The following is a 20,705-nucleotide window of genomic DNA, read 5'->3' as shown; positions in this document are numbered from 1 at the left end:
TAGAGCTCTTAAAAATTTAATAAAAATTACAAAATATTCCCTACAGAATTAGGGATTGAGATTATAATATTTCCATTAACTTATGCTTTAGAAAATACAATTTGGAGAGAACTTGAAAAGAAGAATTGAAGTTATTAAGCCTGATAATTTTGAACAAGAGAATCACTTTTATCCGAAGGCCTTGAACTCACAACTACACCCTCTAGTGAGTCACTTTTTTAATTTAGATCACGAAAGAATTATCAAAAGATATAGTCATTTAAATCCACAAATTTGTACTGACACGTTGAGAGATATTCTATCTTATGAAAGTAAGCACTTCTTCTGGGGTGGCTCTGACTTATTTTATGTAACAACTCAAGCAGGTAATCGCCGCATGGTAGTTCTTGAAACAAACTCTTGCCCTTCAGGACAGAAGTCGATGCCACCAAGAACAGATGCAGATGAGCACAGAGGTTATAAATTTCTAATCGAAAACTCATTCATACCAGCACTAAAGAAAAGAAAGAAGAAACTCCCACCCGGAGCACTAGCTGTTATCTATGATAAGAACTACATGGAAACATCGGGATATGCTTCAACTATTGCAGACCTGACAGGAGAAGAAGTTTATCTCGTTCCTCACTTCAATGGTGAAGAACAAATGGCCGATTTTGAAAACGGAGTTCTTCACATCACTCTTGAAACAGGAGAAAGAATTCCTATTCGTGCGGCTTTTAGATATGTAACTCAAAAGCCATGGAATAGAATTCCAACGACAACGAAGACCTTCATCTTTAACTCGACTCTTGTTTGTCTTTCAGGTGGACGCAATAAGCTTCTCGCAAATAAAGCCTACGAACTCTATAACTCACAAATTGCAGAATCAGGTTTAAAAATCAATATGCCTGAAACAATTAAGGATGTTAATAAATTAGAAATTCCTTTATGGGTTCAAAAGTTTGGTGGAAAAGCAGTTATTAAAATTCCTTATTCAAATGCTGGCCAAGGTGTATTTACAATCACAAACCAAGATGAGCTAGATGCCTTCATGCAAATGGATTATCCATATGACCAATTTATCGTTCAAAGTTTAATTGGTCACTATGAGTGGAGTTCAACAAGTGAGTATGGGAAATTCTTCCATATTGGGACGGTTCCAAATAAGAAAGGAAATATTTATATCGCCGATCTAAGACTTATGGTCTACTCTTCACCTAAAGGCTTTATGCCATGTGCAGTTTATGCTCGTCGAGCGAGTAAACCTCTTGAAGCAACATACCCAAAAAATAGTTGGGAAGTTCTAGGAACAAACTTATCAGTAAAGAAAGGTGAAAACCTATGGGACTCTGACACATCAAGACTAATGCTAATGGATCAAAAAGATTTTAATTCACTAGGAATTGGTACTGACGATCTAATTGAGGCCTACATACAAACAATTCTAACAATTGTGGCCATTGATAAGATGGCAGAACAACTTATAAGTAAGAAAGGGACTTTCAGAACAAAACTTTTTAGAAGTTTAGATAATGATAACTCTCTCTTTAACGAGATCATGATCTCATAGCATAGGAAGTACAATGGGTGGAATACAAGTCATTAAGACCACTGAAGAAATTGATTTAAACTCTTTTGCAAAAGGTGAAGTACACCGTTTACAAATACACCTTTCAGATAACGCACTAGGAGTACCTTGGCGCGTGCCGATCATTATTATGAAAGGAATTGAGGATGGGCCAGTTGTTGGGATTACAGCAGCTGTTCACGGAAATGAACTAAATGGTATCTCAACAATTTTTAAAGTTATTGAAGAGATTGATCCGAAGAACTTGAAAGGAACTCTCATCATGGTTCCTATTAGTAACGTACCTGGTTACCTTACAAATCAGCGTCGCTTTATTGATAATGTTGACTTAAATCGTATTATGCCAGGTAAACTTACTGGGAACCCTAGTAATGTTTATGCTTACTACTTCACTCAAAAAATTGTTTCGAAGTTTGACTACCTACTCGATCTTCATACAGCAAGTCATGGCCGTGTGAACAGTCTTTACTTAAGGGCCGATCTTGAAAAAGAAGAAACAAGAACCCTGGCCTTCTTGCAAAACCCACAAATTATTGTTCAAAAATATGATGAAGAAGGAACACTAAGAGCATGGGCAAATGAACAAGGTATTCATGCTATTACTGTTGAAATCGGTAATCCAAATGCTTTCCAACATGCTCTAATTGATGAAACTCTCGATGGAATTAAGAACACACTTCGCTACTTCTCTATGATTGAAGGCGATGTGAAAGATATGATTACTGATGCAACAATTTGTGACCATTCTTACTGGATTTATTCAACAAAAGGTGGAATTGTTGATGTCCTTCCAAAACTTACTCATCGAGTGCAAAAAGGCGAAGTCATCGCAAAAGTTTACGATGTCTTTGGACAAGTTAAAGAAGTCATTTGTGCTGACCGTTCTGGAGTTGTTATTGGAAAGAATGTTAGACCTAACTGCGAGGCCGGACAACGTATTGTGCACCTTGGAGTAGACCTAAAAGAAGCATTACCGGAAGAAATTCCTGGCCACGATGATTTTGAAATTTCAGAGAAATAAAAAAAACCAAGGGGGATTCAATCCCCCTTTTTTTATAAATTCACATTAAGTGTTAGTCCAACATTTGTGCGATCGGCACGAATATCTTCTGCAATGAAGCGAATATTAGGTGCAATTGAGATATCGCGATTAAAGAAGTATGTAGCTGCAATAGTTTGTTGAAGAACGCGCTTTTCAAGTTTACTCTCACGTCTTAGTGTATAGCGAGAGAAGATATCTGAAATAAGTCTTAAAGAAATATTGCGCTTCAAGTACATTTCAGTTGATAAACTTATCTGATACTCTCTTTCTCTTTGATATGGAAGAAGCGAGATATCAAAACCCATATACTTTGTCGTCGACTTATCAAAGAAGTACTGAGTCAAAGTGGCAGTTGCCGCAATATAAGCGAATTTAGAAATACGGTACGCCATTGCTTGTGAAAAAGCGGCAGCAGAATGATAACCATAATCTTTTTCTGTTCCACGAGTTACATACTGATACTTTAGAAATGAAACATTTTGTAATTCACCAATTGTGTATGTTTTAAAGTATGAAAGAACAGGATTATCAATATCAAGCTCTTGTGAGTTGTCATCAAATTCTTTTTGAATAGAAGCTGTCGATGCCGTGTGGTTTGAATGAAATGGCGTTGCCATATACATTCCAGCTTGAAGAGAAATATTATCTGATTTCGTGAGGCGATATTTAGCACCAAAGACACCAGATATATTTGTCAAAGAAGGATTACCTTCTGCATTCTTAATATTAGGTCTTTCTGCACTTGTTAAGTCATTAATTGCACCACCTTTGTAAGCAAAAGTTGAGTAAAATGACCAACGCTTAAGAGAGCCCGACAAAGTCTTTAAAGTTGGGTTTTCGATAACTTCTTCTTTTGTATTAAAAGATTCGGCCTTTTTTACTTCTGCCTTTGACTCATTTGCCGGGGCAGCAGATATAGTAATTGAAAGTATTGAGAAAAATAGTAACGTTACTAGCTTCATTGTCTCTCCGTTAGTTAAAAAAGCTTAAAAAGCTTTCGCTATTATTTGTAGTTTTGTATTTAGTTTCGCCAACGAGGTCATTAGCAATCATGGCCGAGCGCCAAGACATTAAACTTGTTTGTGGATCTGCTACACCATGGCCATGGCGACTAAAATTCATTGAATAGATCTTCCCGTTTTCAATCGTAGTCTGGATGCTATAATCCTGTCCTACAATTATGCGCCCCTTAGAATCCTTTGTAATCTTATCCGCAATTCCATCCAGAAAACTAGGTAGAACACTTTTAAAACCTGTCGCCAAGATAACAATATCGGCATCGATAAATTCTTCGTTTTGATTAAGTAAATTATCAACGACTAATTTATATGATTCTCCTTGTTTCTCAATCGCCTTAAGCCAGCGCATTGGAGAAATTGTATAATCAGGAAGTTTCTTTAAATAGAATCGGTCAAGATATAGTTCATTATACATTTCTTGTAAGTATTGAGGAGTGTTACCATCACTAGCTAATAGCTGGCTTTGAGTATATGAATCTTTTTGCTCTTGAGATAGAGAGTGAAAATTAAGTACAAATTCAGGTGTAAATATTTCATTTGTAAATGGAGCTTCATCAAGTGGTTGTAAATTATGTCTTCCGCTTAACAAGGTAACCTTCTCTACTTTTCCCCACATTCCATTAAGAGCATTTCTAAATGTTTCGACTCCCGTCTGTCCCCCACCGATAACAACAACTTTCTTACCTTTAAGATCAAGTTTCTTCATTTGCTTAGACTTAGCGTGAAAAAGAGTCTCAGACAGGAATGGCCTTGCACATTCTGGTATATTTTTAGTTGGGCCAGAAGCGACACAAATATTTTTCGTAAAGTAACTCCCACCTTCCTTAATCACCTCAAATTTTTCACCATCGTGCTTTATATCAATTACCTTAGAGTCGAAATCAATATCATCGCAAAGTTGTTTTGAAACCCACTTGCAATAGTCTTGAAACTCATAACGGTTAATCGCCTTACGATCCGTATTTAAGAAGTGATAAAATTGTCCATTTTCAACTAAGTAATTTAGAAAACTAAAGATACTTTTAGGATCAACAGGAGTGACAAGATCCTTTAAGAAAGAAGTTTGCATCATCGCATCACCAAACATCAACTCAGGATGCCAACTAAATTCTGGTTTGTTATCTAAGAATTTACTATTAATTTCACTTAAAGGATTTAAAAGAGCTGCTAAACTCAAATTAAACGGTCCTAAACCGATTCCAACAATGTCATATATATTCTGCATTTAACTACCTCAACTCAACCCTAACTATTTTTAACAAGAGGATTTTTAATATTACTTCCAAGCATTGGTTTAAGCCTTTCCCCTGTTTCGCTGTAACCAGCTACAAAGCGAACAGTATTAACCAATACCTTTTCAAATTCATTTCTTAATAAATTAACCTTACCAACAGGAGAACAATCGACTTGATAGTTTGCTACAACTTCACCAAGTAAGTGATAAAAGTCCTTTTCTTTAAAACCTAGACATTCTTCAACTACTCTCGAGAAGTAGCGTAAGACTGTGATAAAGTGTCCTGTGATAAGATCGTGAATCAAATACTCTGGTGGTAACTTATCAAGCTCAACACCAAAATCAGCTTCGCTATGCTTTGAATCAGATGCCATTCTAAAGTCACCATGAAAGTCTTTAATAATAAGTTTATTAGGCCTTGCACCTTTAAGAGTCAGTATCGTATTTTGTCCGTGAGCAACAAGGCCCAATCCATGTTCTACTTGTAAGTGATAAAGAGGAATGACAACAACTTCAAAGTATTCTTTTAACCATTCCTTAGTACCTAGCCCCGATAATTTAATATATTCACTAACAAGAGATTGGTTATCTTTAGTGAATAATAGTGCCGCTGTAGGAATTGCGAGCTCATCATCAGCAATCTTATTCTCTACACTTTCTCGCCATACACACCCAAGTAATTCCTTATAGCGATATGAGCCTCCGTCGATACGGTTAAACTCAGGTAGCGGACAGCTCATTGCTGCAACTTCTTTTAATATATCGACCTTATCAGCAAGAAAGCTATCTGACTTAATGATGCTCTCAACCTTCTGTGATAAAAGATGACCTTTTGAGATATATTTTTGAGGAATTCCTCTAACACTAGATGTATTTAAAATTGAAATTGCGACTTTTAAGTCAAATTTACTCTCACGAGAATTAGAAGATAAGGTTCTAATAGAAACCTGTGGAGTATATTCTCTTCCCATGACTCCAAGTGGTATAAGCGCATTTTGATAAATTAAGTGTGCAAATTGAACACTTATATATTTACTCCACTGCCAAGGATGTACAGGGATGAAAACAAAATCATCACTATTTGCGCCAGTTTCATGAACTAGCCCTTTAGCAAATTCAACTTCGCTGATCGACAGGGAGTCTTTATAGAGATCATTTAGATTTAATTGTTCTTGATCAAGGCCTAATTCAAGATACTCTTTTTTTATTGCACACCAATGTAGCTTGTAGCTGTTTCGTGTTTCTGGTGCATATTTTAAGAGTTCATCACTTCCCCATCCGAGGCGTCCCTTATTCATAATAATTTTTGGGTGCCCTGAAAGAATTTGATCAATTTTATTAAAATTAAACTGTGCAATCTCATTAAGAGAAAGATTCTCTAGAGAGTGATAATGAAGGATATCTCCATAAATAGTCTGATTACCTTCTTCGATAAATTGTGCCAATGTTTCATCACTCATCTTTGTAAGGTATTGAGTCTCGTAGAAGAAATCTGCCAGAGTAAACTCCACGATAACCTTTTCACCACTTACTTTATGAAAAGTACTTTTATCAATTTGAAGGTTTCCCCATGCACCAATACGGCCATGAAAACTATAATAGATGCTATCATTTATCCTAAAATAAAAACGATCATCAATAAACTCAACATTAAATAGTTCTTCAAACTGAAGTTCTTCAATGGCCTTAATGATTAGGTTTTTATGTAATTCATAGAATAGCTGAGTATTGATCATGATTGAACCTCGCGCAAAAACCTTGTACGATCAGCTTCTAAGAGATTTGATGTTTTATGTGGAAAATCAAAAACTCCTCTATGTTCCCATCCCGGAAGAAGCCTTGCTAAAGTTAAGACCTTCTTATTATCAACACGAGGCTCCCCCCACACCTTTTGAGTTCTTTCATCATCTTCAAATAAGAATTTAGTTAAATGAAAAATTGAATCAAAAACGGCACGAGTACCTAAGAACTTCTCTTCTCCAATTAAAATGTGAATTCCTCTATCATATAGTGAAGCATCACAATAAGGAGCAATCCTATCATCAAAGCTCCAATAAACTTCGAAGTATCCAGCTTGTTCTCCATCGATATCCACAATCATTGGAAGTTGGTATGGAGAATCTTTCAGGCCCTGTACATAAGCTCTTAGTTCCTCTATCGACTTATTCATTTCCCAAAATTCATAAACATACTTCTTATTATGCCATTCATGAAACTTTTCAAGATCTTCATTCAAATCAAATGCACGAAGAGTTATCTCGTGATTATGCTTAGATATTGCACGATAAAGCTCGCCTTCATAGACACGAGGTTTTCTTAGAAGAGTACTAATAGGATTAGGTATTTTATTATATATATCCCAAGGGTTTTCAATTGTATTTTCGTTAATATTGCTTACACAACATCTGAAATTCCCTTTTTGATAGAGAAAGTCACTGTTAATCAAATAATTTAGAAATGTTGATTTATGATGCGCTTTAAAAATAAAATTTCTAAATTGTCCTAAATGAAATAGCTCGGCCTTAGCATCACCATTTGCAAGCGAGATAATGGTATTAAATACTGAGTTGATAATTAAGTAGTATGTATATACTTTGTTAACATCATCAGGTGAAAGAATATTTCCCTTTGTGCCACTAATAAATTCATACTTAGAACCAAATTTTTCCACACTCTTTGTTGTAAATCCAGTCCCCTGACAATCACGGTATATTGTCCCAACAGGTAACCCATCTTTCATTTTCAAGATGATATTTTGCATATGAGCACCTAGAAGAATTCCGTGCTCTTCAGAAAGAGTAATAAACTCCCCTATGACATTTTCAAGAAAGGCTTCAAACCAGTACTTTCTTGCTAAAAAGATATTCCCGCAAGCCTTCTTTGCATTTCCCTCTACTAAGCTTAAAAGATGTGACTTTCCTGTATAAGGATTCTCTTCAGCAAGGCTACCTAGTAGAAAACAATTATCTGTCTCAAAATTTTCACGTAACTGAATTGTCGATTCAATAATAGCATTACCATCTTGTCCCTTAAGAGCAACATAGAATGGTTCATAAAGAATATGAAATTTATCACTAAAGTTTGCGACCCCTTCATTTTTGAATACAGTTTCCATCTGCATTCCACGAATAGCTTCTTCTGGTTGAAGATGCCTTATCGAGTTTGTTAGCTTTACATCCATTGAATACTTAACTAAGAAAGGTGCTCCATATGAATATAGAGATCTAAGGGAAGAAAGTGCATACCAATCATTAACACCACTTGCAACTTCCACTATGCCATTAACTAATTCTTTCTCTTTTAAACGACGCCACTGCCAAGGATGCATTGGAATATAGACGAAAGAGTCATCGATATCTTCTAAATCAAATTGAGCAAGCTTATTCATAGCTGTAGAAACTGCAAATAGCTCTGCATTAGTATGGATTGATTCTTCTCTACACTTTATCCAGATCAACTTAAATCCATTAGAGAATTCAGGTGAATAAAGTTTGAGATCCTCTTCACTCATTCCCTTTTTACATTTAGGATAAGGGTGAAATGGATGTCCAAGAAGCATCTTTTGTTCACTAGTAAGGTAGCTATCAATATTCACTTGTGGATTATATTTAAGAATCAACTCGATATTATCGCGAGAGTTAATTATATTTTCGATAAAAGTAGAATCAACATTAGAAAAATAAGGCACTAAGTGAACAAGCATCTCATCAAAAGTGAGCTTTGTTTTATTGAAGTAAATATCACCAGTATAACGATGCCCACCGAGAGGAGAATATGACTCAAGTTCAAAAACAAGATCACCAATCAATACATCACTATTTTCAACATCAACTTTAACAAGATTATCTTCTGAATAATCTCTTATCATTGAGTTAACTAATGCACGAATACTATATTTATCAGCAAGCTGCCTATAATTTATATTAACCATTAGTCGCTCCGCTTAGTTCTTCGCTCGTATCTGAAGTACTGTATTTGAAACTTATTGAGATCGCCCCTACTACTAAGGCCACAAATAGAAAAAGAATATAATTTGTAAAGTTGTACTTAATAATTACACCTGACATTATCGCTCCAAGAGCGTTGCCTAGGGTTTGATAAAAACTGATCTCACTGGCAACAATCTGCTTTGGAGAACTAGGGTTCAAGTTATAAATATGTCCCATATATAAAATTGGAATAATTGCAGCTCCAAATGAGAATAGAAGGATGAATCCGTAAAGTGTTTCTAAGCTATTTACTCTAGAGAATGAGTAGAAACTAAATAAAAGAGAAACAATTGCCAAAGTAGAGAATATTTTAGAGTTAATAAGTTTTAACTTCTTTAAAATTAACTGTGTAAGAATTATGACAAGAGATGCAAGAGTTAGTAGCCAATAGATAGTAGCTGATTGCTTAATTTGGCCGATTAATATGTCTCCAACCACACTCGTGATACTAGTGTGAAAAAATGAAGTCATAAATGTATAAATCAATGGAATAAAAAGAAGTGGCATTATCAATTGCTTAGTATCAGAATCTTTCTTTCCAGCGATAGTTTGAATTTCGTTGATTCCGCTCTTAAAATCAAATGGAATTGTTAAAAGAAGCATAACGATCAAAACCACTAAGCTCAAATTGAGATTAAATGCGAGAAGTCCACCTAGTACCAATCCAACAAGCCTTCCAGCATTTAGAAAAATAGTTGTTTCAAGAATACCACTATGAGTATCTTTGTATCGGCCAATCTTAACAATTTGAGAAAAAGGAATAATAGAGCTTGCACTCAATGCATAAATAATTCGAGATATAACAAAGAAAATGAGAGACAGCCTAACATTACCAGAAGTAAATGTTGCTAAAAGGGCCAGATTCGACATGAGCAATCCAAACTGAGCAATTCGATAGATAGTCTTGGCCTTAAGTTTAGAAAAAAGTGCGGCCCACTCCTTTGTCATAAAAAGAAAGAAGAAGATCGAAAACCCATAGATAATTATGATTGATGTAATATCAAGATTCGTTACCATAGCAATTTTCGGTATAAGACCAAGAAGTATAGTTTGGGCCGCACCAAAAACAAAACAAAGGCATGAGATGGCCTTAGTAAAATTGTCACTTATTTGAAGTTGAGAACTCAAGAGATACTCTCCTTCTGAATTCTCTTCTTTTTTCTTAGAGAAGAAATAAAAACTATCAAATCACGCCAAGAGAAAACTAAGTAGACTAAAAATAGTGCACTTAAAATCCATTTAAAATCAGAAGTAACAAAGAAAATGACAAAAACAAATAAGCTAGGAAGTAGAATCTCAGTAAACGAAATATTTACATCACTTATTAAATTACCATTATACTGCTCACTCCTTGCTACTAAGTATTTTTTTCTAAATAAGAAAATATAGATTCCACTAATTGGTATAAAAGAAGAAATAAGACCGAAAAGACTCCAAATAATCTTAAGAATGACTCCACCATAATCGCCAAAATGCAGAGGTTCTGAAAGAATGAGAAGTTCTAAGTACCATGGTAACGTTACTGTGCGGTTTAACTTTCCTGTTATTCCATCAATATAAGCGATCTCGTGATGATGACTTTCATTTTCCATCAATACAACAAATTGATTTGGTACTGAGAATTCATTATCAGGAAAAGAAATAAAGTCATATTCTAAATGAGCAAGTTTTGATTCTAGTTCTTTTAAAATTGTTGTGACCGATACATACTTTGCATTTTCGATGACAATTGCATTCTCTTGCTGGGCCTTTACATTTCCTCTTAAAAAGAGACCAATTAATGTACTATTGAATGCTAAGATCGCTCCAGTAAAAGTAACAATAAAAAGCCATGCAAGTGTTTTAACGCCGATTATTTTATGAAGACGCCCAAGCATAATTCGAGAGTTCATTGTTCTTACGTTACGGTAGAACTTATTTGCAATAAAAGCACCACTTAGAAGAGCAACGAGAAAGAACACTCCCATAAGCCCTATTAAAATTTTACCTTTTCCACCTAAGAGTAACTCACGATGTAGCTTTAAGACGAAATCAATAAAGACCGTAGGCTTGACTTGATTTGATGTCAGCACATTACCAGCAAGATCAAATTTTAATCTTGTTGCACCTTTAAACTTTTCAACACCTGGCTCTGTTATTCGTGCTTGAATATCACCATCATCACCTTTAAAAATTGAAAGTACTTTTTTATCTTTGTAAATTTCATTTTCGCGTATGTAATTTTCAATTTTTGAAAGAGAGGATTGATCTGAAACAAAAGCGCTCTGCTGTTCTACCGAATGAACAGGAGATAATTCGTGACGCCAAACGAGAACAACTCCTGTTAAGCCTAACAAGAGAAAGTTAATCGCTAGGACTAAGCCTAGTATACGATGAATTTTTAAAAATTTTCTTACTAATGAACTCATAAAATTAAGTAAAAAGCAGGAACCTTATACTTTCTTACGAAAGAAAGGCCCTGCTTAATATCAAGGATTTTTTATAGTCTTTTATAAACCATAAAATCGATACCAATATGTGTTGCACCTTCGCCGCAAACTTCAGCTGCACCAGTTGCAGGAACCATAATTGTTGCGTGGTGAGGGTGTCCCCAGTATAGGTAATCATTGTTTGCAAGTTGAGCATCAAGAACTGCCTTACCTTCTGAACAATCTGCTGAAGCATCAAACTTAGAGAAAGCTCTTGAATCGACTAGGTCAATTGTAGAAGCTGCGTTGTCTGCAAATAGGATTGAAGAGTATGAACACTCAACACCATCTACATTCTCAAAAGTTGCCTTGATTAGAATATTATCTAGTGTGTAATCAGTTGAAAGCTTTTCAAATTTAACATTCATGTTGTTGTGAGAAGCCGGTGCATTTGTGTAGTCAGTAAATGCTGCACATACATAACCTTTATGCTGTGCAAGCCATCTCTCACCTTCAAGAACAAGGTCAGTGTTTGCGATAGCTGAAACTGATAGTAGTGATAATAAAGCTATAAGTGATTTTTTCATCATGTTTATTCTCCTTTAAGTTTATGAAGAATAAATATCTGAACGAGTTTGAGGTGTCAAACAATAATCTACATATTTAAACAAATGATTGCTAACAAAGACACTTTTTGAAATAAATACATGAAATTTGGTGGAAGTGGCCCTATTTGGAGACATCAACAGGGCCTCTTTGTTAGATTTAGCGAATTGGATCACGCCCTTCGATCTTACTAAGGATGCGAGTTTCGCCAGACTTTTTAAACTTTGATTTAAATGAATTAGAAGAATGAACAACTTCATTCTCTAGGTTACGATGAGAGCTCACCTCTTGTGAATCGTATTTATGTTCACAAAGGGATTCAGCTGTTGCCGAAAGGCTCACCATACTTGCACCAATAATTAGTGTCGTAAATAATGTATGAACTTTCATATCCATCTCCTTTGATGATTAATTATCCGTTAATTAATCTTCGCAAGAAATAGGATTAAAATAAAATACTGAGTCTTTATGGCGCCATAGACATCACCTATTAAACCATGCAATAGACTTAAGTCCATTTTTGACGAGGCCATAATAGCTCTTGATTCGATCATTTTGAAAATGGTGTGTTTCACTAATAAATGAGACTATTTTTTTTCGATTAAATGCCATTGCCCAATCATGTGCACTCATTCCAGAATCATTTATTTCGCAAAGCTTTGCTCCATATTGAATAAGTAATTTTACGATTTTTAAATCACCTTTTAAGCAAGCTAGCATCAATGCAGTATTGCCAAGGCCGTCTTTAGCGATTGGATTTGCTCCAGCGCTAAGTAGTGTATGACAAAAGTCAAAGTGACCACGTTGGGTAGCCTCTAAGAGTGGCGTATAACCTTTTTCATTTTTGACCTCTAAGTTACATTCTTCATTTGTGAGTAAGTAAATACTCAATTCGCCTACATCACCACTTCGTGCCCAATCAAAAATTTTAGTCATAACTTCTCCTGATAGATAATTCTACGGAGAAGTCATCTCGTCTATAAAGTGAAGAAGGGATAAGATTAATTAAGCCCCTTAATTGTTATTTGCCTATTATTTATTGAATTAAGCTATATTGGCGCCATACGCAAAAATCTTTCTTGTTGTATATTAAGATTTTATTAAGAATTTCATTGATCTTTTACATCAGTCTTTAGACAATATTAGTCTATAAAAACATACACATGGAGTGATTATGAAAAAGAACATTGCACTTGCAATCTTGATGCTAGGGCTGGGACTTTCAAACGCGCAAGCAGAAGAAAAGAAAACAACTACTGATAAAAAGGATATCGATGAAGAGATTACAAATGCTCGTATGAGAGCTGAATCTGGATCGAAATCACCACTGAGCATGAGTCTCTCACTTGGTTACAATGGTGGATCTCTTGATGACCCATTTGGTAAAGAAAGACCAAATATTTATGCTGACCCAGAAAACGAAACTGAAACATCGATGAGTGGATCAATCTCTGGTCGTTATAGACTTTCTAAGAATGATTCTATTACAGTTGGTGCTGGTTACTCAGTTCTAACGCCATTTCACCACGCTAAAGGTGACATTTCTAACCCATACATTGGTTACTCTCGTGTTTACACAATCGCAGGTATCCAAACAATTACGTCAGCAGATTTAACTTTTGGTACAAAAGATTCATACAAGAATCAAAATCTAGATCAAATTCTAGGTGTATCTCAGTATATGATGAAAAAATTTGGAGACTCAGGTTGGACTCTTGGTGCAAGTGTTTCAGCAAGCTTTTACTTCTCTGGTGGTCTAGCTGACTCTAAGTACAGAGCTGACTTTCAAGCAAAAACAGGACAACCATTCTTAAAAGACTACCAGACAGAAATGGCAATTGGTCTTTACCCTCAACTTGAATACGTATTCAATGATACTTTCTCATTCAGAACAGTATTTGGTTACTTTAACTACCAAAAATCAAGAGGAAAAGATGCAAAACTTCTTAGAGCTTACGAATACCAATCAGTTGGTGTAGGTATCTCTGTTACTCGTGATATTTACCTTTACCCAAATATCCAATTCCTTGCTGATGACTTCGACAAAGACAAAACAAACTTCGGTTTCTCAGCAACAATTAACTTATTCTAAATTAAAGTTAATATACAGGCCCGGTTATCCGGGCCTTTTTTTTTGCTTAAATTCCAAAATCTCTCTATAATTTTAGTATGGATGTTTTTAAAGGTTTAAAGAATACACATACTGAAATCAAACGAATCAATGGCTATCTCAAAGAAGTTGTTACATTCTTAGATGATACCGGTAAGCCAATTGGTCATGTTATCAATCCACTAATGGTTGAATTAAGACTACGTGATGTCTCACAAATTTTTGTAGGGGCCTTTCTTGTGGCCTCACCATTGTGTTTTACTGAAGAAGTATGGAATCTTAGTGTAAGTTTGAAGTTTGATAATATCTATTATCTACTAGCATCTTCAATTGTTATTGTTACTTGCTTTGTCTACTTTAACTTCTACCGTTTTAAGCTTAAGGGAAATGTCGCAGAGTTTATTAAGAGAATTTTTGCGATTTACTTAATCACAACTTCCAGTGTTGTATTCATTCTATTTTTGATTGATAAATTTCCCGTAATGACCGATCCAATTCTAGCTTTTAAACGCACAGTAATTATTGCATTCCCAAGCATCTTTGGAGCGGCCATCACAGATTATTTGAAGTAATTAGAACTTAGTATCTTTTTGTCCACAGTGTGGCATATTTGATGCATATGGATTGTGAACTTTATCCTGTTTAGATGAGTTTTGTACCCACTTCTTCTTAACCATAGGACATGAGTAAGCATTATACTTCTCACCTACATCATATGTATTAATGATATGAATTAGTGCCATTGAAACTAAGTGGTAACTTTGATTGTTTTCAGCAGTTGTTTTTGAAGCTTGAATTTCAGAAAGCTTTGTTTTTGAAAAAGTTAGAAGCTTCTTAATTTTCTCATCACTAATCTTATCAATTGCTGTTGAAAGCTTCTTTGCAGCTTCCTCAACTTTTGCCCCATCGTATTCAAAGAAGCTTGCATGAAGTGTTTCATTTAATTCGAGAACTTTAACAACTTCTTTTTTTGTGTTTGGTGCCATCTCAATACGGCCAGCAGCAAATAAATTAAAAGCAATCATACTTACAATAATAAATTTATTCATGTGTTTCTCCTTTAAGGTTCTTTTGTTCAAAATATGAATATGTAATAGGAACAACAAATAATGTAATTAACTCAACAAGCATCCCTCCAAGCGTAGGAATGGCCATCGGCTTCATAACTTCGCTTCCTGTACTTGTCGACCACATAATAGGAACTAAGGCCACGACAGTCGTTGTCGTTGTCATAACAAGAGGTCTAATACGTCTAGAACCTGCATTGACGATTACTTCCTTAAGCTCACTCCAATTTCTTGGTTTAATTGTTTTAAACTCTTCTTGCAGATAGGTCATCATAACGACACCATCATCGACAGCAATACCAAATAAGGCAATAAAACCAACCCAAACGGCAACAGACGTATTAAAGCCTCCAATCCAAAGCAGAATTAGACCACCTGCAAATGCGATTGGAACGGCACTAAAAACAATTGCAGCATTACGTAGATTTTTAATCCCAAAATAAATAATGATTAAATTTATAACAAGCGCTAGAGGAACAAGAAGCATCAGTCGATTATTAGATCGTACCTGATTTTCATATTGCCCGGCCCAAACTAAAGAATATCCTTTAGGGAGTTCTACTTTTTCTTCTACCGCCTTCTTAGCTTCTTCCACAAAACCAATTAGATCACGATCTTGAACATTTAAAAGTACAAGTGAGCGCAGCATTCCATCTTCAGATTGAATCATAGCAGGACCAGTTACAACTTCAATCTTAGCAAGCTGTTCTAATGGAATATGCTGACCAAGTGGACTAGGTACAAGTACCTTCTTTAACTCGTCAATACGATCTCTTAGCTCTTTCTTATAACGTACGCGAATTGGAAATCTTTGTCTGCCATCATAAAATTGCCCGATCGTCATACCGCCGACTGCAGTTTGAAGAATTTTATTTATCGTTCCAGTATTAATCCCATAGCGACTTGCGGCCACACGATCAATATCAAATTCAATATAAGGTTTACCTGTGATCTGTTGTGCATAGACCCCACTTGCACCTTTGATGCCCTCAAGAACATGGCCAATTTCTTGTCCAATCTTTTCTAGCTTTTCGAGGTTATCCCCAAAGATTTTCACACCAATTTGCGTTTTAATTCCTGTAGAAATCATGGCGATTCTATTCTCAATTGGAAATAGCCACGCATTTACAAGGCCAGGAACTTGTAGCTGTTGATCAAGCTCAGCCATAATATCGTAAATCGAAGTTCCACTTGGCCACTGATCTTGAGGGATAAGTTTTACAACTGTTTCAAACATTGCAACCGGAGCAGGATCGAGTGCCGTTTCAGCACGCCCTAGTTTTCCTATCGCACTCGCAACAAGAGGATGCTTAACTAGCTCCTTGTCTGTATAGGCCAAAAGTTCTCGTGCCTTTGTCATCCCAACATCAGCAGTAGTTACAGGCATATAAAGAATTTCCCCCTCATTAAGTGAAGGCATAAACTCTTTACCAAGTTGAGAATATGCAATTCCTCCGAGGATGAAAATTAGAGTTGGGAAAATTGCAAAGAACTTTCGATTATCCAGAAGCCAACTAAGCACTGGCTGATAAGTATTAATAATTTTTAAGCTGACAGGGTTTTTCTCTATCGGCTTAAGCTTTCCTTTTAAGAAGAAAACACTTAGGGCCGGAACAAGAATAATAGCAACCACAACAGAGCCAAACATTGCCAGTGTCTTTGCCCAAGCAAGTGGACCAAAGAGTTTCCCTTCACTTCCTTCTAATCCAAATACAGGTAAGAAAGTTACAATTGTTGTGGCAACAGCTGTTAAAATAGCTGGACCAACCTCACGGGCAGCCTTAACTACAATTTCAACACGCTCAGACTTAGAAAGATCTCGATCTTCACTTGCAAGGCTTGAATAGATATTTTCAGTCATGATAATACCCATATCCACCATTGAACCAATAGCAATAACAAGCCCAGATAAACTCATAACATTAGAGTCAATACCAATAAATTTCATGAGAATGAAACTTATACCAACACCAAATGGTAGAGTTAGCGATACTAAGATTGAAGATTTAAAGTGAAGTAAGAATAGTAAAATAACAATAACAGTTATCACAATCTCTTGCGCTAAGGCAGAATAAACTGTTCCAATTGTTCTTTCAATTACCTCTGTTCGGTCGTAGAAAGGACTAAAAATAACGCCTTTTGGAAGTCCGGCCTTAACAATTTCAATTTTCTCTTTTACATTATCAATGACTTCTTTTGGATTTTCTCCAAATCGCATTGTAACGATACCACCAACAGCTTCTGTTCCGTCTTTATCAAGTGCTCCACGACGAAAAGCAGGACCTGTACCAACACTTGCCATGTCTTTAATTCGAATAGGAGACTTATTCTTTACAGCAACGACAACATTTTCAATATCTGTAAGTGACTTGAAGAATCCTTTACCACGAACAATAAATTCACGATCACCATCTTCAATAACTTCTGCTCCAACATCAATATTACTATCTTGAATAGCTTGAATAATAGATGTCAGATGAATGTCATAGGCAATAAGTTTATTAGGATCAACATCGATTTGATACTCTTTAACAAATCCACCAATACTTGCGACTTCACTTACTCCCTCCACACTTTGAAGAAGATAACGAACGTAGAAGTCTTGTAATGTTCTCAACTCTTCTAATGACAACGGCTTTTCATTATCTGAAGCGTTCTCGAGTGTATACATATAAACTTGGCCAAGACCTGTTGCATCCGGTCCCATTGCAGGATTTACGCCTTCAGGTAGTTCATTCTTTGCACTTGTAAGCTTTTCTAAAACACGAGATCTCGACCAGTAAAAATCAACATCATCATTAAAAATGACATAAATCGTAGAGAAACCGAATGCAGAAGTTCCGCGAATATTTTTAACTCCAGGAATTCCCTGAAGAAGAACACTTAAAGGATAAGTAATTTGTTCTTCAATATCCTTAGGTGATCTTCCTGCCCAATTTGTGAAAACAATTTGCTGATTTTCTCCAATATCTGGAATTGCATCAATTCGTGCTGTCGATAAGCTAAAGACAGAAAGTAGTGCAACTAAGATAAAGATTAGTACTACAGTGACACGATTTCGAATGGATAATTCAATAATATTCTTAATCATTAGTATGCCCTTGATGAGGATCAGATGTACTCATATCCTCATATCCACCAAAAAGTTGTGCTTGAGCATCAAGAAGAAAGTTTCCTTCGATAACAACTTGATCCCCATCTTTAAGTCCCTCTTTAACCTCAACATAGCCTTCTGACTCATGCCCCGTTTTAATAACGACTGACTTAAACTCTTTATCACTAACCTTTACCCATGCAACTTTTCTCTTTCCAGTATCAATAACAGCAGATCGTGGAATTACGAGAGGCATTCCCTCTAATTCAAAAGTAATTTGAGCATTTGCAACCATTCCAGGCTTTAGTTTCCCTTCCTCATTTTGAATCGTAGCGCGAACCTTTAATGTTCGAGACTGTTGATCAAGAACAGGGCTAATAAAATCCACCTCACCCTTTGTCGTCTTTCCAGGGATTGCAATAAATTCTAATTCAACAGTTTGACCTAATTGTACTAGGGCAGAATCCTGCTCATAGACATCGAGTTCGACCCAAACATCACTTAGGTTTGAAAGTTCAAAGAAGTTTTGTCCTTCTTTAAAATATGTACCAACTGTAGCACTTCTTTTTTGTACAATTCCTGTAGCAGGCGAATAGATTGTGATCTTATTCGGAACAGCACCAGACTTTGCCCATGCTTCATATTGTTCTTTTTTTATCCCCCACAGCTCAAGTCTTTCCTGACTTTGTAAATAAAGATCACGGAACTCACGTCCTTTATTCTTTAAGTATGTCTTTCGAGCTAGAATGTATTCTTCTCCTGCTGAAATTAATTTTGGACTGTAAATATCAACAACTGGATCACCTGTTTTAACAAAACTTCCTGTTGATTTCACATATACTTTCTCAACACGGCCATCGATTCTTGCCGGTATATTACTTTCCTTTTCTTCTGATTGGAGTACTTGACCTAGAAGTCTAATTTTCTTAGTCATCTTCATTGTCGTTACTGGAAAGTAAGATGGATTAAAATGTTTTAGTTGAGACTTTCTAAGTTTCACACTAGCAACAACTTTAGAAGCATTCTCTTTTTGTGTATTAACTTTAACCATTGGAGACCCATCCATTGGACAGACATCTTCTTTCTCACTTGTTACATCTGGAAAGTCCTTACAACGCCAAAGGTCCTTTTGTGGTTCATTTTGTATCATGGCAGAATGGTCATGATCATCTTCAACTTCAACTTTAGTTAAGTTCATATGACAGATTGGACACTTTCCAGGCTTATCTTCCTTAATCTGTGGGTGCATTGAGCATGTATAATAAGTTTTAACCTTAGATTCACTATGTGTACTAGTTTCCTCTTTCGGCGAACAAGCAACAAATCCTAAAAGTGTTGTGAAAGTAATAATTTTAAGTAATTTATTCATAGAGAGACTCTCCAAGAGTGTATTTATAATCAACTTTAGAAGTTGCTAATTGTGCTTCTAGCATGACTTTTTTTAATAAAATTGTTTGAAGTCGCAATTCACTCTGCAAAAGCTCTACATATGAGCTATTGCCACGACCGTAAGATTTTGAAGTGATTGATCGCGAGTTTTTAGCGAAGTTTACAGACTTCTTAGTAATAATTTGTAACTCCGCTTTTAATTTCTCAATATCATCTTTAATAATATTTAAATCACGATTCTTCTTAAGCTTGTAATCTTCCAATTTCTTGATTGCGGCATAGCGATTTGCAACAGCTGCACCTTTTCCACCACTTTTGTCATCTGAAACCGGAATAGGAAATGTTATTTGTGCTCCAACGAAGTCACCATTCTTATCTATTTCATCTGAACGAAATGTATAACCTAAAGAGACTGTAATATCTGGAATAAAAGCAAGATTAGCTTGTTCAACAGCAAACTCTCCTGCGATCTTTCCTTCTTCGAGGGCCTTAAGACGATTATCTTTTATATCCTCTTTCATAGACTTATCTAATAAACTCCAAGGAACACTTTTGTAATCAAAGCTAGTAGCACGATCTCCAAGTAAGTATTTGAGCTGTGCCTTATTCTGTTTTAATTCGAAAGTCTTATTACTTAGTTCACTTTCAATTTCTGACTTTCTAATTTGAATATCAAGTAGAGCTTGCTGAGTAATGCGTCCATTTGAATAGAGCTTCTTACTTACTTTCAGAATATTATTAATCCATGCTATGTTTTCTTTTAAAATGAATAGCTCGCTTTCAATTTTACGATTTCCAATAACATTTCCCCACAACGCCTTAACCAATGCCTGCTCATAATCTAGTGCCGAATAATTCATCGCTCTTGCTTGAGCATTGACGCTTTCAGATGCCTTTCCATACTTATTTGAAAGGGCAATCTTTTGAGAAATTCCAAGCTCTAGCCCCGTCATTGGAGTTTGGTTATAATCCAATGTTTCAACAGGAAAGTTCTTTGCAGCAACTTTAAACATTGGGTCTCCCCAAGAACTTTTTTGTTTTGAAGATTCAACAAGAGACTTAGCACTCCCTTTAATTGCTTCAACACTATTATGTTTACTCAACTGCCCTACTGCCTGTTTAAAAGAAAAGGCCATTGAGCATGTGGAAATGAAAGTAACTAAAGCTAATTTAAGCATAA

The 20,705-nt window shown here is 35.7% G+C and carries 17 protein-coding genes; 4 read left to right on the top strand and 13 right to left on the bottom strand.

Annotation, left to right across the window (positions count from 1 at the left end):
- Positions 1 to 112: 112 nt before the first annotated feature.
- Together ACMAWV_RS14000 and ACMAWV_RS13995 are read left to right on the top strand one after the other, a co-directional pair.
- Positions 113 to 1,549 (top strand): hypothetical protein, encoded by a 1,437-nt coding sequence (locus ACMAWV_RS14000; RefSeq protein WP_412463200.1) that lies wholly within the window; start codon positions 113 to 115, stop codon positions 1,547 to 1,549.
- A gap of 13 nt (positions 1,550 to 1,562) precedes the next feature.
- The gene (locus tag ACMAWV_RS13995; RefSeq protein WP_103218138.1) at positions 1,563 to 2,588 is read left to right on the top strand and encodes a succinylglutamate desuccinylase/aspartoacylase family protein; all 1,026 of its coding nucleotides are present in this window, start codon (positions 1,563 to 1,565) and stop codon (positions 2,586 to 2,588) included.
- A gap of 32 nt (positions 2,589 to 2,620) precedes the next feature.
- Here ACMAWV_RS13995 and ACMAWV_RS13990 read toward each other — a convergent pair whose 3' ends face one another.
- The 9 genes from ACMAWV_RS13990 to ACMAWV_RS13950 all read right to left on the bottom strand — a co-directional run bounded on the left by ACMAWV_RS13990 (position 2,621) and on the right by ACMAWV_RS13950 (position 12,801).
- Positions 2,621 to 3,571: a hypothetical protein gene (locus ACMAWV_RS13990; protein WP_392992595.1), complete on the bottom strand. Its 951-nt coding sequence runs from the start codon at positions 3,569 to 3,571 to the stop codon at positions 2,621 to 2,623.
- 10 nt (positions 3,572 to 3,581) lie between these two features.
- On the bottom strand, positions 3,582 to 4,853 hold the full coding sequence (locus ACMAWV_RS13985) for a lysine N(6)-hydroxylase/L-ornithine N(5)-oxygenase family protein (RefSeq protein ID WP_412463201.1): 1,272 nt from the start codon (positions 4,851 to 4,853) through the stop codon (positions 3,582 to 3,584).
- Positions 4,854 to 4,873: 20 nt separating this feature from the next.
- Entirely contained in the window at positions 4,874 to 6,598 is a 1,725-nt protein-coding gene (locus ACMAWV_RS13980; protein WP_412470155.1) for an IucA/IucC family protein, read from the bottom strand.
- Complete coding sequence (locus tag ACMAWV_RS13975; RefSeq protein ID WP_412470156.1) at positions 6,595 to 8,793, bottom strand: GNAT family N-acetyltransferase; 2,199 nt, start codon at positions 8,791 to 8,793, stop codon at positions 6,595 to 6,597. Before ACMAWV_RS13975 ends, ACMAWV_RS13980 begins: the two co-directional genes overlap by 4 nt.
- Entirely contained in the window at positions 8,786 to 9,979 is a 1,194-nt protein-coding gene (locus ACMAWV_RS13970; protein WP_412470157.1) for a hypothetical protein, read from the bottom strand. The genes ACMAWV_RS13975 and ACMAWV_RS13970 overlap by 8 nt, the downstream gene beginning before the upstream one ends.
- Positions 9,976 to 11,259 (bottom strand): PepSY-associated TM helix domain-containing protein, encoded by a 1,284-nt coding sequence (locus tag ACMAWV_RS13965; RefSeq protein WP_412470158.1) that lies wholly within the window; start codon positions 11,257 to 11,259, stop codon positions 9,976 to 9,978. The genes ACMAWV_RS13970 and ACMAWV_RS13965 overlap by 4 nt, the downstream gene beginning before the upstream one ends.
- Positions 11,260 to 11,330: 71 nt before the next feature.
- Positions 11,331 to 11,849 (bottom strand): hypothetical protein, encoded by a 519-nt coding sequence (locus ACMAWV_RS13960; protein ID WP_412470159.1) that lies wholly within the window; start codon positions 11,847 to 11,849, stop codon positions 11,331 to 11,333.
- A gap of 175 nt (positions 11,850 to 12,024) precedes the next feature.
- Positions 12,025 to 12,255 carry a hypothetical protein gene (locus ACMAWV_RS13955; protein WP_103218146.1) on the bottom strand — a complete coding sequence of 77 codons (231 nt, stop codon included), beginning with the start codon at positions 12,253 to 12,255 and terminating at the stop codon, positions 12,025 to 12,027.
- Between the two features lie 93 nt (positions 12,256 to 12,348).
- The gene (locus ACMAWV_RS13950; RefSeq protein ID WP_103218147.1) at positions 12,349 to 12,801 is read right to left on the bottom strand and encodes an ankyrin repeat domain-containing protein; all 453 of its coding nucleotides are present in this window, start codon (positions 12,799 to 12,801) and stop codon (positions 12,349 to 12,351) included.
- 238 nt (positions 12,802 to 13,039) lie between these two features.
- Here ACMAWV_RS13950 and ACMAWV_RS13945 point away from each other — a divergent pair, with 238 nt between their 5' ends.
- Together ACMAWV_RS13945 and ACMAWV_RS13940 are read left to right on the top strand one after the other, a co-directional pair.
- A complete protein-coding gene (locus ACMAWV_RS13945) occupies positions 13,040 to 13,957 on the top strand; it encodes a hypothetical protein (RefSeq protein WP_412470160.1) in 918 nt (305 codons plus the stop codon).
- A gap of 77 nt (positions 13,958 to 14,034) precedes the next feature.
- Positions 14,035 to 14,547, top strand: a complete 513-nt coding sequence (locus ACMAWV_RS13940; RefSeq protein WP_103218149.1) for a DUF2391 family protein — start codon at positions 14,035 to 14,037, stop codon at positions 14,545 to 14,547.
- Here the strand turns inward: ACMAWV_RS13940 and ACMAWV_RS13935 are convergent, their stop codons facing one another.
- Genes ACMAWV_RS13935 through ACMAWV_RS13920 form a run of 4 tightly spaced genes read right to left on the bottom strand, consistent with a single transcriptional unit; the run spans position 14,548 to position 20,703 of the window.
- Entirely contained in the window at positions 14,548 to 15,024 is a 477-nt protein-coding gene (locus tag ACMAWV_RS13935; protein ID WP_392992611.1) for a hypothetical protein, read from the bottom strand.
- Positions 15,017 to 18,133, bottom strand: a complete 3,117-nt coding sequence (locus ACMAWV_RS13930; RefSeq protein ID WP_103218151.1) for an efflux RND transporter permease subunit — start codon at positions 18,131 to 18,133, stop codon at positions 15,017 to 15,019. The genes ACMAWV_RS13935 and ACMAWV_RS13930 overlap by 8 nt, the downstream gene beginning before the upstream one ends.
- Positions 18,126 to 19,505, bottom strand: a complete 1,380-nt coding sequence (locus tag ACMAWV_RS13925; RefSeq protein WP_412470161.1) for an efflux RND transporter periplasmic adaptor subunit — start codon at positions 19,503 to 19,505, stop codon at positions 18,126 to 18,128. Before ACMAWV_RS13925 ends, ACMAWV_RS13930 begins: the two co-directional genes overlap by 8 nt.
- On the bottom strand, positions 19,498 to 20,703 hold the full coding sequence (locus tag ACMAWV_RS13920; protein WP_412470162.1) for a TolC family protein: 1,206 nt from the start codon (positions 20,701 to 20,703) through the stop codon (positions 19,498 to 19,500). Before ACMAWV_RS13920 ends, ACMAWV_RS13925 begins: the two co-directional genes overlap by 8 nt.
- Positions 20,704 to 20,705 lie beyond the last annotated feature (2 nt).

It is taken from the genome of Halobacteriovorax sp. RT-1-1 (assembly GCF_047085455.1).
In the GTDB taxonomy this organism is placed as follows: domain Bacteria; phylum Bdellovibrionota; class Bacteriovoracia; order Bacteriovoracales; family Bacteriovoracaceae; genus Halobacteriovorax_A.
The sequence above is the reverse complement of the archived record's forward strand: the minus strand, read 5'-3'. Positions and strand labels throughout refer to the sequence as shown.

Coding starts and splice junctions, on each gene's coding strand:
- ACMAWV_RS13935 (WP_392992611.1), bottom strand. CDS start 15,024: ATGAATAAATTTATTATTGTAAGTATGATTGCTTTTAATTTATTTGCT.
- ACMAWV_RS13985 (WP_412463201.1), bottom strand. CDS start 4,853: ATGCAGAATATATATGACATTGTTGGAATCGGTTTAGGACCGTTTAAT.
- ACMAWV_RS13940 (WP_103218149.1), top strand. CDS start 14,035: ATGGATGTTTTTAAAGGTTTAAAGAATACACATACTGAAATCAAACGA.
- ACMAWV_RS13995 (WP_103218138.1), top strand. CDS start 1,563: ATGGGTGGAATACAAGTCATTAAGACCACTGAAGAAATTGATTTAAAC.
- ACMAWV_RS13950 (WP_103218147.1), bottom strand. CDS start 12,801: ATGACTAAAATTTTTGATTGGGCACGAAGTGGTGATGTAGGCGAATTG.
- ACMAWV_RS13990 (WP_392992595.1), bottom strand. CDS start 3,571: ATGAAGCTAGTAACGTTACTATTTTTCTCAATACTTTCAATTACTATA.
- ACMAWV_RS13920 (WP_412470162.1), bottom strand. CDS start 20,703: ATGCTTAAATTAGCTTTAGTTACTTTCATTTCCACATGCTCAATGGCC.
- ACMAWV_RS13960 (WP_412470159.1), bottom strand. CDS start 11,849: ATGATGAAAAAATCACTTATAGCTTTATTATCACTACTATCAGTTTCA.
- ACMAWV_RS13965 (WP_412470158.1), bottom strand. CDS start 11,259: ATGAGTTCATTAGTAAGAAAATTTTTAAAAATTCATCGTATACTAGGC.
- ACMAWV_RS13955 (WP_103218146.1), bottom strand. CDS start 12,255: ATGAAAGTTCATACATTATTTACGACACTAATTATTGGTGCAAGTATG.
- ACMAWV_RS13930 (WP_103218151.1), bottom strand. CDS start 18,133: ATGATTAAGAATATTATTGAATTATCCATTCGAAATCGTGTCACTGTA.
- ACMAWV_RS13925 (WP_412470161.1), bottom strand. CDS start 19,505: ATGAATAAATTACTTAAAATTATTACTTTCACAACACTTTTAGGATTT.
- ACMAWV_RS13980 (WP_412470155.1), bottom strand. CDS start 6,598: ATGATCAATACTCAGCTATTCTATGAATTACATAAAAACCTAATCATT.
- ACMAWV_RS13945 (WP_412470160.1), top strand. CDS start 13,040: ATGAAAAAGAACATTGCACTTGCAATCTTGATGCTAGGGCTGGGACTT.
- ACMAWV_RS13975 (WP_412470156.1), bottom strand. CDS start 8,793: ATGGTTAATATAAATTATAGGCAGCTTGCTGATAAATATAGTATTCGT.